Origin of the sequence: Cupriavidus sp. UME77, assembly GCF_014170355.1 — a bacterium.
GTDB classification, from domain to species: Bacteria; Pseudomonadota; Gammaproteobacteria; order Burkholderiales; family Burkholderiaceae; genus Cupriavidus; species Cupriavidus basilensis.
The window spans coordinates 226,814-239,245 of the sequence record NZ_LZZU01000086.1; the positions used below are offsets into that span (position 1 = coordinate 226,814).

General features: G+C 67.9%; 11 protein-coding genes. 1 reads left to right on the top strand and 10 read right to left on the bottom strand.

Features of this window, described 5'->3' with window-relative positions; translation table 11 throughout:
• Nucleotides 1–5: 5 nt before the first annotated feature.
• The 10 genes from A9975_RS32690 to A9975_RS32735 form a co-directional block, all read right to left on the bottom strand.
• Nucleotides 6–1,016: a cysteine synthase A gene (locus A9975_RS32690; protein WP_183036346.1), complete on the bottom strand. Its 1,011-nt coding sequence runs from the start codon at nucleotides 1,014–1,016 to the stop codon at nucleotides 6–8.
• A gap of 171 nt (nucleotides 1,017–1,187) precedes the next feature.
• Nucleotides 1,188–1,511: a putative quinol monooxygenase gene (locus tag A9975_RS32695; RefSeq protein ID WP_253931705.1), complete on the bottom strand. Its 324-nt coding sequence runs from the start codon at nucleotides 1,509–1,511 to the stop codon at nucleotides 1,188–1,190.
• Nucleotides 1,512–1,652: 141 nt separating this feature from the next.
• Nucleotides 1,653–3,116 carry an amidohydrolase family protein gene (locus A9975_RS32700; RefSeq protein WP_183036347.1) on the bottom strand — a complete coding sequence of 488 codons (1,464 nt, stop codon included), beginning with the start codon at nucleotides 3,114–3,116 and terminating at the stop codon, nucleotides 1,653–1,655.
• A 56-nt stretch (nucleotides 3,117–3,172) separates the two neighbouring features.
• Nucleotides 3,173–4,165 (bottom strand): ABC transporter ATP-binding protein, encoded by a 993-nt coding sequence (locus A9975_RS32705; RefSeq protein ID WP_183036348.1) that lies wholly within the window; start codon nucleotides 4,163–4,165, stop codon nucleotides 3,173–3,175.
• Complete coding sequence (locus tag A9975_RS32710; protein WP_183036349.1) at nucleotides 4,162–5,205, bottom strand: ABC transporter ATP-binding protein; 1,044 nt, start codon at nucleotides 5,203–5,205, stop codon at nucleotides 4,162–4,164. The genes A9975_RS32705 and A9975_RS32710 overlap by 4 nt, the downstream gene beginning before the upstream one ends.
• Nucleotides 5,206–5,219: 14 nt before the next feature.
• The gene (locus A9975_RS32715) at nucleotides 5,220–6,122 is read right to left on the bottom strand and encodes an ABC transporter permease (protein ID WP_183036350.1); all 903 of its coding nucleotides are present in this window, start codon (nucleotides 6,120–6,122) and stop codon (nucleotides 5,220–5,222) included.
• A 41-nt stretch (nucleotides 6,123–6,163) separates the two neighbouring features.
• Nucleotides 6,164–7,099 carry an ABC transporter permease gene (locus A9975_RS32720; RefSeq protein WP_183036351.1) on the bottom strand — a complete coding sequence of 312 codons (936 nt, stop codon included), beginning with the start codon at nucleotides 7,097–7,099 and terminating at the stop codon, nucleotides 6,164–6,166.
• A gap of 48 nt (nucleotides 7,100–7,147) precedes the next feature.
• The gene (locus A9975_RS32725; protein WP_183036352.1) at nucleotides 7,148–8,731 is read right to left on the bottom strand and encodes an ABC transporter substrate-binding protein; all 1,584 of its coding nucleotides are present in this window, start codon (nucleotides 8,729–8,731) and stop codon (nucleotides 7,148–7,150) included.
• 64 nt (nucleotides 8,732–8,795) lie between these two features.
• A complete protein-coding gene (locus A9975_RS32730) occupies nucleotides 8,796–10,250 on the bottom strand; it encodes a M81 family metallopeptidase (protein WP_183036353.1) in 1,455 nt (484 codons plus the stop codon).
• Between the two features lie 61 nt (nucleotides 10,251–10,311).
• Nucleotides 10,312–11,478 (bottom strand): FAD-binding oxidoreductase, encoded by a 1,167-nt coding sequence (locus A9975_RS32735; RefSeq protein ID WP_183036354.1) that lies wholly within the window; start codon nucleotides 11,476–11,478, stop codon nucleotides 10,312–10,314.
• Between the two features lie 183 nt (nucleotides 11,479–11,661).
• Here A9975_RS32735 and A9975_RS32740 point away from each other — a divergent pair, with 183 nt between their 5' ends.
• Nucleotides 11,662–12,363: a helix-turn-helix domain-containing protein gene (locus A9975_RS32740; RefSeq protein WP_183036355.1), complete on the top strand. Its 702-nt coding sequence runs from the start codon at nucleotides 11,662–11,664 to the stop codon at nucleotides 12,361–12,363.
• Nucleotides 12,364–12,432 lie beyond the last annotated feature (69 nt).

Here is a 12,432-nt window from a genome sequence, read left to right on the forward strand (position 1 = left end):
TCATGTCACTGCTGCGCTGAGTGCCGTGGCACGACGGGCTGCGGCGTCAGCCCCTTGGCCGCCAGCCAGTCGGCATTGAACAGCCGCCCGGCGTACAGGTCGCCGCGGTCGCACAGCAGGGTGACGATGGTGTGGCCCGGCCCCATTTCGCGGGCCAGCCAGGCCGCCGCCGCCACGTTGATGCCGGACGAGCCGCCCACCCATAAGCCTTCCTCGCGCAGCAGCCGGTAAACCATGTCGACGCAGGTCTGGTCGTCGATCCGGACCGCATCGTCGATCGGGGTGTCCGCCAGGTTGGCGGTGACGCGGCTGGAGCCGATCCCCTCGGTGATGGAGTTGCCCTTGGCCTTGACCTCGCGGTGCTTGACGAAGTGATACAGCCCGCTGCCGTGCGGATCGGCCAGCACGATGCGCACGGGCGGGTTGCGCTCCTTTTCCTTCAGGAAACGCGCGACGCCGGCCAGCGTCCCACCAGTGCCGGTGGCACAGACAAAGGCATCGACCTTGCCGGCGGTGTCGTGCCAGATTTCCGGGCCAGTGGTTTCGTAGTGGGCCTGGCGGTTGGCCAGGTTGTCGAACTGGTTCGCCCAGATGGCGTTTTCCGTCTCCTGGGCCAGGCGCCCGGCCACCTTCTGGTAGTTGTTGGGGTCCGCGTAGGGCGCCGCGGGCACCGGGCGCACCTCGGCGCCGAGCAGACGCAGGCGGTCCATCTTTTCCGGGGACTGGGTGTCGGGGATCACCACGATGCAGCGGTAGCCGCGCGCGGCGCAGAGATGCGCCAGGCCGATGCCGGTATTGCCGGCGGTGCCTTCCACTACGGTCCCGCCGGGCTTGAGCGCGCCGCGCCGCTCGGCGTCGCGGATGATGTAGAGCGCCGCCCGGTCCTTGACCGAGCCGCCCGGATTCAGGAACTCAGCCTTGCCGAGGATTTCGCAGCCGGTCTCCTCGCTCAGGCCTGCCAGCCGGATCAGCGGTGTATGGCCGATGGTGCCTACGAACCCATCCTTGACGTCCATGATGCACTCCGGGTGTTGCGCTCCGGATGTCTTGGAGCGTCACTCAAAGTGATAGATCGGCGTTGGGGGAATGACAAGCCGTGCCGGGGAAACCCGCATGGCGGACGGGTTCGGCCTTGGCTGGAAAAGCGGGTCTTGCACTACTTTGGGGTAGCGGCGCCAGGGTGGCCGTCAGGCAGCGTTCAGCCACCGGAAATTGATGTCGCCCTCAAGAAATTCCTGTCGGGTGGCGTGAAAGTCACGCACATATTCGCTGTTGAGGTGCGATTCCAGCGCATGCCTGGAATTCCACTCCATATAGAGCACAAACACCTCGGCATCCTCGGCATCTTCTCCCACGTGGTAGCGCAGGCAGCCGGGTTCCATGGCGCCGCGCAGGCGCAGCGCGGCCAGCTTGGCAACCAGGACTTCACGGCGGTGAGCCTTGGCGCGCGCAATTCCGACAAGCGTGTACGTCGTGGACATGGTGTGAACGGCAAGCGTGTGGCGCGCCATTGTAGCCGTGCGGCGGGGCCCTGGGCTGAATGTCCGAGGGCATTGGCCGGATAATTTAGACGGGTTGACAAGTCCCCGCCTGGGCGATAGTGGTGCGGCCAGCGGCCCCGGCAGGGGCCGGCTGGCATGCCGTCGCGCTGGCTAGTCCAGCCGTGCCTGCCGTGTGATGACCTGCCCGTTGCGCGCTCCGCTATGCGTGCCGTGCTGCCAGGTAATGGCGCCGTTGACGATCACGGTGTCGATCCCTTCGGCCGGGCGGGTGGGGGTTTCGTAGCTGGCGGCATCGCGCACGTTCTCGGCATTGAAGACGACGATATCGGCATGGTGGCCCACCTCCAGCGTGCCGCGTTGATGCAGGCCGAAGTTGCGCGCTGTCAGCCCGGTCATCTTCCAGACTGCCGTTTCGAGCGGGAACAGCCCGATCTCGCGGCAATAGTGGCCGAGTACGCGTGGGAAGGTGCCCCACAGGCGCGGATGCGGGCTTTCGCCAACGGGAATGCCGTCGGAGCCGATCATGGTGTCGTCGAAGGCGAGGATGCGCTGGACGTCGTTCTCGTCCATCAGGAAGTAGACCGCGCTGCCGGGCTGCAGGCGGCGCGCCGCCTCGTCCTTGGCCACGCCCCATTCCCTGGCGATGTCGTCGAGATCGCGCCCCGCGCATTCGGGGTGCGGCTGGCTGGCGGAGATCAGCACCCGGCCTTCGAGCATGCCGCGGTCGGTGCGGATCATGGTGGAGCCGGCCGTGTACGGGTAGCAGTCGAGCGAGACGCACTGGTGCTTCATGGTTTCACGGATGAAGGGCAGCGTGACCTGGCTCCTGCCGAAGTTCGCCGTGTTCTGCACCTTGTGGTGCGACACCACCACCGGCACGTCGAGCTCACGGCCGATGCGGAAGGTTTCTTCCAGCGACTGCATGACATGGTCGGATTCGTCGCGCATATGCGTCACGTACAGCGCCTTGCGCGCGCTGAGCGGCCGGCAGACCTCGATGATCTCCTCGGTCGTCGCCTTGGCGGCGGGCGGGTAGAAGGTGCCGGTCGACAGGCCGATGGCGCCGGCCTGCATGGCTTCCTCGACCAGTGCCCGCATGGCGGCAATCTCTTCGGCGTTGGCGGGCCGGTCGAGCGCCGGCATGGTGACCGCGCGCAAGGTCGAATGCCCGACCATCGCCGCCACGTTGACCGAGCTTGGCGTGGCGCGCAGCGCATCGAGGTAAGCCGCGAAGGTGGTGAAGCGGCCCTCGGCCGGCGAGTCGATCAGGCTTAGCGGCATGGGCAGGTCCATGTCGGGGCGCAACGGGGCGGCGCTGATGCCGCAGTTGCCGGCGATCACGGTGGTGACGCCCTGCGAGATCTTGAAGGGCATGGTGGCCTGCGACAGCACGGCCTGGTCGTCATGCGTGTGCGCATCGATGAAGCCGGGGGCGACGATCTGGCCCGCCGCGTCCAGCGTCCGGTCGGCGGTGTGCCCGGTCAGGTTGCCGATCGCCGCGATGCGGCCGCCGCGCACGCCGATATCGGCGCCGAAGCGGGGTGACTTGCTGCCGTCGATCACGGTGCCGCCAGCGATCAGCAGGTCGTAGTGCATGGAATCAGGGTTGGACATCGGGTTCCTTTTTCTGCTTTGCAGCGGGTCGGTCGGCGGGTCGGCGGGTCAGCGGGTCAGCGGAAGTGGCAGGCCACCTGATGCTCACCGCCGGCGGAGGGCCGTTCGGTGAGGGCGGGCGCCTGTTCCTTGCATACGGCTTGCGCCAGCGGGCAGCGCGTGTGAAAGCGGCAGCCCGACGGCGGGTTGGCCGGGCTCGGCGGGTCGCCTTGCAGCAGCAGGCGCCGGGCCGGCGTGCGCGGATTGGGCACTGGCACCGCGGACAGCAGGATCTCCGTGTATGGGTGGCGCGGCGCGCTGAACAAGGTGTCGCGGTTGGCCAGCTCCACGATCTGGCCGAGGTACATCACAGCGACCCGGTGGCTAATATGGCGCACCACGGCAAGATCGTGCGCGACGAACAGGTAGGCGATGCCGAGTTCGGCCTGCAGGTCCATCAGCAGGTTGACCACCTGCGCCTGCACCGAGACGTCGAGCGCCGACACCGGTTCGTCGCAGACGATCAGCTTGGGGTTGAGCGCGAGCGCGCGCGCGATGCCCAGCCGTTGCCGCTGGCCGCCCGAGAACTCGTGCGGGAATTTCCTGGCCGCCTCCGGGCGCAGCCCGACCTTGCTGAACAGCCACTGCACGCGTTCGCTGCGCTCGGCGCGCGAATGCATGCCGAAATTGCGCAGCGGCTCGCTGACGATCTCGCCGGCCGTCAGCCGCGGGCTTAGCGAAGCGTAGGGGTCCTGGAAGATGATCTGCAGATCCCGCCGGCGCAGGCGCATGGCGTTTGCCGACAGGCCCAGCAGTTCCTCGCCATCAAGCTGCACCGAGCCGGAGGTGGGCTCGACCAGGCGCAGCACCGACTTGGCGGTGGTGGTCTTGCCGCAGCCGGATTCGCCAACCAGCGAGAGCGTCTCGCCGCGCTCGACGGTGAAGGACACGCCGTCCACCGCCTGGATAGGCGGCTTGCGCGGTGCCAGCCAGCGCTGCGGCGCGATGTAGTGCTTCTTGAGCCGGTCGACCTTTAGCAGGGGCGAGGGCGGGGCAGTGGGGGTGCTCATGCAATGGCTTCCTGGGCTGGCTGGTTGCATTCGATGCGGCCTTCCTCGATCGCGAAGCAGGCCACCGCATGGTCTGCGCCGTGGCGCGTGAGCTGGGGGATCTCGCGTGCGCAGCGCGTGTCGGCATGCGGGCAGCGCGCCGCGAACGCGCAGCCGCGGCGCGCTTCCTGCGGCGATGGCACCAGCCCGGGGATTTCGGCCAGGCGCTGGCTGCTGGTGTTCATCGAGGGCATCGAGGCCATCAGCGCGCGGGTGTAGGGGTGCAGCGGGCGGTCGAACAGGTCGATGACGCTGGCTTCCTCGACCTTGCGCCCGGCGTACATCACGATCACGCGGTCGCAGCACTCCGCCACCACGCCGAGGTCGTGCGTGATCATCACTACCCCCATGCCCAGCTCTTTCTGCAAGCGGCGGATCAGGTCCAGGATCTGGGCCTGGATGGTGACGTCGAGCGCGGTGGTGGGCTCGTCGGCGATCAGCACCTCCGGGTTGCAGGCCAGCGCCAGCGCGATCATCACGCGCTGGCGCATGCCGCCGGAGAGCTGGTGCGGGTATTCGTTGACGCGGCGCTCGGGCTCGGGGATCTGCACCAGCCGCAGCATTTCCACCGCGCGCTTCAGCGCATCGGCACGGCTTGCGCCTTGGTGCAGCTGCACCGTCTCGGCAATCTGCCGGCCGATCGTGAGCACCGGGTTCAGCGAGGTCATCGGCTCCTGGAAGATCATCGAGACACGGTTGCCGCGGATGCGGCGCATCTCGCGCTCGCTGAGTTGCAGCAGGTCGGTGCCGCGCAGCCGCACGGCGCCGCGAATACGTGCCGGCGGCGTGGGCAGCAGCCGCATGATCGACAGCGCGGTCACGCTCTTGCCGCAGCCGGACTCGCCGACCACGCCAAGCGTCTGGCCGGCGCGCACGGTGTACGACACGCCGTTGACCGAGCGGGCCGGGCCGGTGAGCGTGTCGAAATGGGTGTGCAGGTCATCCACCTCGAGCAGCGGCTCCCCGGTGGCCAGGGCGACGCGGGACATTGTTGTCGTCATTGGTGAGCCCTTCATCAGAGTTGCCGCGCCAGGCGCGGATCGAGCGCGTCTCGCAAGCCGTCGCCCAGCAGGTTGATCGCCAGCACCGTCGCGGCCAGCAGGATGCCGGGGTAAAGGATGATATGGAACGCCACCGCCACGAAGTTGCGGCCCTCGGCCATCATGTTGCCCCAGCTCGGTGTCTGCCCGGGCACGCCGACGCCGAGGAAGGACAGGGCCGCTTCCGTCAGCACGGCGGCGGCGGCCACGAAGGTGGCCTGCACGATCAGCGGCGCCACCATATTGGGCACCACATGGCGCGCGAGGATCACCGGCAGGCGGGTGCCCACCGCATGCGCGGCCTCGACGTAGAGCTGCTCGCGCAGCGTGAGCGCTAGCGAGCGCACCAGCCGCACCACGCGCGGGACTTCGGGGATGGTGATGGCGACGATCACGGCCGTGAGGCTGGCTTGCGTGACGGCCATCAGCGCGATCGCCAGCAAGATGCCCGGGATGGCCATCAAGCCGTCCATCACGCGCATCACGAAGGAATCGGCCCAGCGCACGAAGCCCGCGGCGAGGCCGAGCAGCACGCCGAAACCGGTTGCCAGCAGGCCGACCGAAAGCCCGACGACCATCGAGACGCGCCCGCCCCAGACCGCGCGGCTGAACACATCGCGGCCCAGCGCGTCGGTGCCGAACCAGTGCTCGGCCGAGGGCGGCTGCATGCGCGCCAGCGGATCGATATCCAGGGGATCGAAGGTGGCGATCCAGGGCGCGCCGATGGAAAGCGCGGCAATCGCGGCCAGCAACAGCGCGCCGACGATCAGCGTGGGGTGCTTGCGCGCCCAGTGCCAGCGCGGCAGCACGAAGGGGGCGTCCTGCGGCGCCGCCGCGCTAGGGGCGGCGCCATCGGTCACGGGCAGGGAGGTGGACATGGTGGCAGCTCTCGCGGCAAGGATGGGGTTGGTACCGGATGTCAGTACTTGATGCGCGGATCGAACAGGCGGTAGCTCAGGTCGATCATCAGGTTGATCAGCACGTAGACGCCGGCCGAGATCAACAGCACGCTCTGGATCACCGGATAATCGTGGCGTTGCACCGAGTCGACTACCAGGCGGCCGACGCCGGGAATCGCGAACACCGTCTCGGTGACGACCACGCCGCCAATCAGCAGCGCGATGCCCATGCCGATGGTGGTGGCGATCGGGATTGCCGCGTTGCGCAGCGCATGGCCCAGCACCGGCAGCACGCCCAGGCCTTTGGCGCGCGCTGTGCGGATGTAGTCCTCGTGCAGCACCTCAAGCACGGTGGCGCGCGTCATGCGCGTCACCAGCGCGATATAGACCAGCGCCAGGTTGACGCAGGGCAGGACCAGGCTGCGCAGCCATTCGCCGAGGCCGTCGGCCAAGCGCGCATAACCCTGCACCGGAAACCACGGCAGCTGGATGGCGAAGGCATAGACCAGCAGGTAGCCCACCAGGAACACCGGCAGCGAAAACGCCAGCACCGCGAACAGCATCACCAGCCGGTCGATCCAGCTGCCGGCGCGGTAGGCCGCAAGCGTGCCCAGCGGCACCGCGACCAGCAAGGTCAGCAGCATGGTCAGCGCGGCAATGGAGGCCGTGGGTTCCAGCCGCTGCGCCAGCAACCGGGCCACCGGCACCTGGGTGAAGATGGAGGTGCCGAGGTCGCCGGTGGCGAGCCGGCCGAGCCACAGCACGAACTGCCGCCACAGCGGCAGGTCCAGGCCAAGCGCGCCACGCAGTCTGGCGATGTCGTCGACCGTGGCAAGGTCGCCCGCGATCAGTGCAGCCGGGTCGCCCGGCGACAAGTGGATCAGCAGGAACACCACGATGGCGACTACCGCCATCACGGGTAGCGTTGCGGCCAGGCGTCGGAGCAGGTAGCCCATCGTCGTGTCTCCTCGGTGGGTCGTTCTTCGTTTTTCGTTCGTTGCTTTTTACTTGTCGAGCATCCAGACCGTGGGCATGCCAGCCCACAGCTTGTCGACGCCCTTGAGGCTGGCGCGCGCCGCGAAGGCCGCCGAGTACTGGCCGGCATTCACATAAGGCACCGCCTCATAGGCGCGCTTCTGGAAGGCGTCGAGCAACTCCTTGCGCTTGGCCGGCACCGTCTCGCGGATCCAGGCGGTGCGTAGCGCATCGAGCGGCTTGTCGCAGGGCCAGCCCGGCAGGCTGCTGCCGCAGGCGGCGCTGAGGTAAGCGTTGGTGATCGGCGAATTCGAATCGAACTCGCCCGCCACCGTCACGTACATGCTCCAGCCGCCGGCCTCGGGCGCATCGCGCTTGGCGCGGCGCGCGCCAATGGATGCCCAGTCCATGTTCTGCATGTCCACGTTCATGCCCATGCTGCGCATGGTCTGCGCTGCCATCAGGGCCTCGGCGTTGAGCTGGGGCACGTCGGTCGGCACCAGCAGCACCACCTTCTCGCCCTTGTAGCCGGCCGCGCCGAGCAACTGCTTGGCGCGCGCCAGGTCGGCCTTGCGGTACGGCTCGGCGCCGGCCGTCGTATCGTTGGGGCCACCACAGATGAAATAGGTGGCGCAGTAGTTCATGCGCATATCCAGTGGATAGCCCATGGCCGCGGTGAAGCGCTCCTGGCTCACCGCCTGCAGGAAGGCTTGGCGGACCTTCGGGTTATTGAAGGGCGGATGGAGCTGGTTCATCACCAGCACGCCCTGGTAGGCGCCGCCCGAGCCGATCTTGATGCTGGCGTCGGCGCGCAGCGGGGCGATGTAGTCCGGCGGCACCTGCTCCACCAGGTCGACCTCGCCGCGCTTGAGCGCCGCGATGGCGCTGTTGGCGTCCGGCAGGTAGAGCCATTCCACGCGGTCGAACTGGCTCTTCTTGCTGCCGGCGAGACCGCTCGCCGGTTCGCTGCGCGCGACGTAGTTCGGGTTGCGCACGAAGACCGCCTTGTTGCCCGGTACCCATTCGTCGCGCTTGAAGACAAAGGGGCCGGAGCCCATCACCTCGGGCAGCGGCGCGGTGGCGGGCATCCTGGCCAGGCGCTCCGGCAGGATCACCGGCGGAAAGCCCGATGGCTTGGCCAGCGCATCCAGCACCATGCCAAAGGGCTCCTTGAGCGTGAGCGTGAAACTGCGCGCGTCGAGCGCCTTCCATTCGGCGCCAGCGTCGCCCATGGCGCGGCCCAGGCTGTCGCGCGCGCCCCAGCGCTGCAGCGATGCGACGGCGTCTGCCGCGGTGACTGCGCTGCCATCCGAGAACTTGAGGCCGGGGCGCAGGGTGAAGCTCCACTGCTTGCCGTCCTTGGCACTGCTGTACTTTTCCACCATCTGCGGTTGCGGCTTGCCGCTCGCGTCCTGCGCGAACAGCGTGTCGTAGACCATGTAGCCGAAGTTGCGCGTGATGTAGGCGGTGGTGAAGGTCGGGTCGAGGATCTTCAGGTCGGCATGGGCCACGACCTTGAGCGTCTTGGTCTGCGCCAGCACGGGAAGGCTGGCGCTGGCCAGGGCAAGGGCGCTCGCCGCGAGGGCGGCGCGCAGGGCGGGATTCAGTTTCATGGGCGGGTCTCCTTTCTTGTTGTCGTTGTTATGGTTGTAGCCGTTGCGAACCGGCGCGCGGCGCTCAGGCCGCCGCTGCGTCGAGCGGCCACTTGGGCCGGCGCACCTTGCGGTAGGGCAGGGTCGTGAGGTCGAGCGTCACGGCGCCGGGGGCGCCCGCGTAGATCACGTGCCTGGCCACCTTCGAGAACGAGGCGTAAAAATGCTGCGAGGACTTCACCACGATGATTTTCTTGCGCGCGAGGTCGCAGCCCAGCTGCGTGAACAGATCCGTGCCCATCGCCTGGTTGCGCAAGGTAATCAGCACGATGTCGATGCCGTTGGCTTGCACCAGCGCGCAATCGCCCATCTGCACCGGCGTGTTCGACAGGCCGGTCATCACCATGTTGGGCAGCAAGGCCTTGATCGTGCAGTCCAGGTCCAGCGGATCACCCGAGAGCGGGCTGATCTTGCCGCCGATGCGCATCGCCAGGCGCGCGCCCACACCCGCATCGAAGGCGATGCGCACCGCGATCGGGTCCCACAACGGGCCGACGGCGGCGTTGGCGATGCCGCGCTCGATCATGCGGCGCAGGATAAAGGTGGAGTCGCTCGCCGCGCCGCCCCCGGGATTGTCGGCGCCGTCTGCCAGCACCACCGGGCCGCCGTCGAAGGCCAGGGCCTCGTCGAGCGAGGTGTCGATGTCCGGATAGCGCACCGTGAGCGCCTCGCGCATGCCGATCAGCTCGTCGGCCAGCTGGCGGGCCAGCGCATCGGCCTGGGCCTGGTTGCCATCGGTGTAGACCAGCACCTTGGTGCCCATGCCGGGCACGTCTCCCCACGAGAAGCCGTGCGCGATGGAGATCGACAGTACGCCGTCGCGGCCTTCCAGCGACTGGATGCGGTCCACGAATCCGCGCGCCGGCTCGCGCGAGGTATGAATGGTCACGATCATCTCGCAGTCGACCACGGCAGCCACGGGACGGACCTTGCCTTGCACCTTGGCCGCGCACAGGTCGGCCAGTTCCAGGGCGCGTTCCAGCACGTCGGTGTGCGGGTATTCCTTGAAGGCGATCAGCACGTCGGCATGCGCCACCATCTCCGGCGTCAGGTGGCTGTGCGGATCGAGTTCCGCGCCGATCACCACCTCCGGCCCGACGATGGCGCGCACGCGCTGCAGCAAGTCGCCTTCGCAGTCGTCGTAGCCATCGGCCACCATCGCGCCGTGCAGGCCAAGCAGCACCATGTCCACGGGCAGCGCCGCGCGCAGGTCGGCCAGCAGCTCCTCGCGCAGGGTTTCGTAGGCATGGCGCGTGGTCGTGCCGCTGGGCTGCGCGCCAGCTACCATGCCTTCGGACAACTGCCAGCCGCTCTCCTTGCCGCGTAGCCGGGCGGCCCACAGCGGGCCGGAGAAGAACGTCATCTGCTCTGGGTGCTGGCCGGCCGGGAAGTAGCCGCGGTCCCTGAAGGACGCGAGGCCAGTCGGCATCGGCCCGAAGGTGTTGGTTTCGGTGGCGAGGGAGGCACTGAAGACACGCACGGTGATGAACTCCTGGTCTGGTTGGCGATTGGCGATTGGCGATTTGGTGGGCAAGTACGATTCAGGTCGAGCCAGCCAGGCGGCGCAGCCGCGCGGGCCCCAGCATCTCGGCGGTCAGGCCGAACGATGCGGGATGCGCGGGCACGGGCAAGCCGCGCGCAAGCGCGGCGCAGGTTTCGCCCATGGCGGCCGAAGTCTGGATGCCATAGCCGCCCTGGCCCGCGACCCAGAAGAAGCCGGGTGCCGCGTCGTCAAAGCCGCCGACCAGGTCGCCGTCGGCGACGAAGGAGCGCAGCCCGGCCCAGGTGCGGGTGGGGCGGCGGATCGCGAGCGAGGTGGCTTCCTCGATGCGGTGGATGGCGAGCGCGATATCCATTTCCTCGGGCTGGATGTCCTGCGGCTCGACCGGATCGGCATTGGCCGGCGAGCCCAGCAACATGCCGGCATCGGGCTTGAAGTACCAGTCCTCGTCGGCGCCGAAGACCATGGGCCAGTGGTCCGTGTCCATGCCCGCGGGCGGCGCGAAGATGAACGCGGAGCGGCGGCGGGGCTCGATTCCAAGCGGCTGCACGCCAGCCAGCCGCGCAATGGCGTCGACCCAGGCGCCGGCGGCATTGAGCAGCACGGGCGCTTCGTACACCGCTGCGCCCGCCTCCACGCGCCAGTGGTCCTGCACGCGCGCAATGGCGCTGGCTTCGGCATCGCACACCAGTTTGCCGCCGGCCTGGCGCATGCCGCGCAGATAGCCTTGGTGGATGGCATGCACATCCATGTCCGCAGCATTGGGCTCGTACACGGCGCCTAGCACCTGTTCTGGCCGCAGCGCCGGCACGCGCTCGCGTGCTTGCTCGGCGCTCAGGCGGCGCGCATCGGGGTCCATGGCGTGCAGCACTTCCCAGTGCGCTTCGAGCAACGGCAGTTGTCCGGGGCCGGCGATCATGAGCGCGCCGCGCGGGGTGAGCAGCGGATGCGCGGCAAAGCCCGGCGGCGGGTCCTGCAGGAAGGCGCGGCTTGCCATGGTCAGTGCGCGTACCTGCTGGGTGCCATAGCTCTCCATGAACAGTGCCGCCGAGCGGCCGGTCGAGTGGTAGCCAGGCTGGGCCTCGCGCTCGAGCACGATGACGCGGCCATGCGGCGCGAGCCAGTGCGCGACGGACGCGCCGGCAATGCCACCCCCGATGACAAGGTAGTCGGCTGAGATCGTCGAAGCAGCGTGAGTTGTGCGCATGATGGTGGTGGGACTGAGCGCGCTCGAGGGGCGCTGGTGCTTTGGAATGCGAGTGAGTGTATTCAAGAATTTGCGAATATGCAAATTGCGGATACGCAAATTTTGCACTAAAGTGAGCGGCATGGGATGTACCCGGCTGCGCCGTCTGATAGCATCCGCTCCAATGGAAAAAAGGACGCAGGCTTGAAAACACACATCGCCCCGGGGCGCGGCAGCGACGATAGCGAAGAGTCGCGCACGCTCGACCGCGAGACCTTTGGCAAGCGTCTGCGCAGTGCGCGCAAGGCCTTTGGCTGGACGCTGGCACATCTGGCCGAGCTGTCAGGCGTGTCGATCACCACCATCTCGCGCGCGGAGCGCGGGCAGTTGGCATTGGGCTACGAGAATTTTGCCGCGCTGGGCAAGGCGCTGCAGATGGACATGGGCTCGATGTTCGCGGGCGCCGGCGCGAAGACAGCGCCATTCCAGGGACCCGTCGTGACGCGGGCAGGCGAGGGCGTGACGTATCGGGGCGTGTCGTTTTCCTATGAGTTCCTCGGCACCGAGGCGGTGGGAAAGCAGATGATTCCGGTGGTCAGCACCGTGCACGCGCGCCGTATCGCAGGACCCGAGGATTTCGCGCGCCATCCCGGGGAGGAGTTCGTGTACGTACTCTCCGGCGAGATCGAGGTGCATTTCGACAGCGGTGAACGGGTACATCTGGCGCGCGGCGATTCGCTCTACTTCGATGCCCGCATGGGCCACGCCTACATCAGCCTCAGCCGCCAGCTCGCGCGGATCGTCGGCGTGATGACCAGTGAAAGCAGCTTCATGAAGTCCGCCCAGGCCGGGGAGACAGACGCCGCGCCGAAACCTGCCGCCAAGCGGCCGCGGGGTAAGGGTTGATGGGCTGAAGGGTTGAACGGTTGAAGTGCTATTTGTGCCTGCCCCCGGCCGCCTTGATGTCATAACCGT

Coding starts and splice junctions, on each gene's coding strand:
- A9975_RS32690 (WP_183036346.1), bottom strand. CDS start 1,016: ATGGACGTCAAGGATGGGTTCGTAGGCACCATCGGCCATACACCGCTG.
- A9975_RS32695 (WP_253931705.1), bottom strand. CDS start 1,511: ATGGCGCGCCACACGCTTGCCGTTCACACCATGTCCACGACGTACACG.
- A9975_RS32700 (WP_183036347.1), bottom strand. CDS start 3,116: ATGTCCAACCCTGATTCCATGCACTACGACCTGCTGATCGCTGGCGGC.
- A9975_RS32705 (WP_183036348.1), bottom strand. CDS start 4,165: ATGAGCACCCCCACTGCCCCGCCCTCGCCCCTGCTAAAGGTCGACCGG.
- A9975_RS32710 (WP_183036349.1), bottom strand. CDS start 5,205: ATGACGACAACAATGTCCCGCGTCGCCCTGGCCACCGGGGAGCCGCTG.
- A9975_RS32715 (WP_183036350.1), bottom strand. CDS start 6,122: ATGTCCACCTCCCTGCCCGTGACCGATGGCGCCGCCCCTAGCGCGGCG.
- A9975_RS32720 (WP_183036351.1), bottom strand. CDS start 7,099: ATGGGCTACCTGCTCCGACGCCTGGCCGCAACGCTACCCGTGATGGCG.
- A9975_RS32725 (WP_183036352.1), bottom strand. CDS start 8,731: ATGAAACTGAATCCCGCCCTGCGCGCCGCCCTCGCGGCGAGCGCCCTT.
- A9975_RS32735 (WP_183036354.1), bottom strand. CDS start 11,478: ATGCGCACAACTCACGCTGCTTCGACGATCTCAGCCGACTACCTTGTC.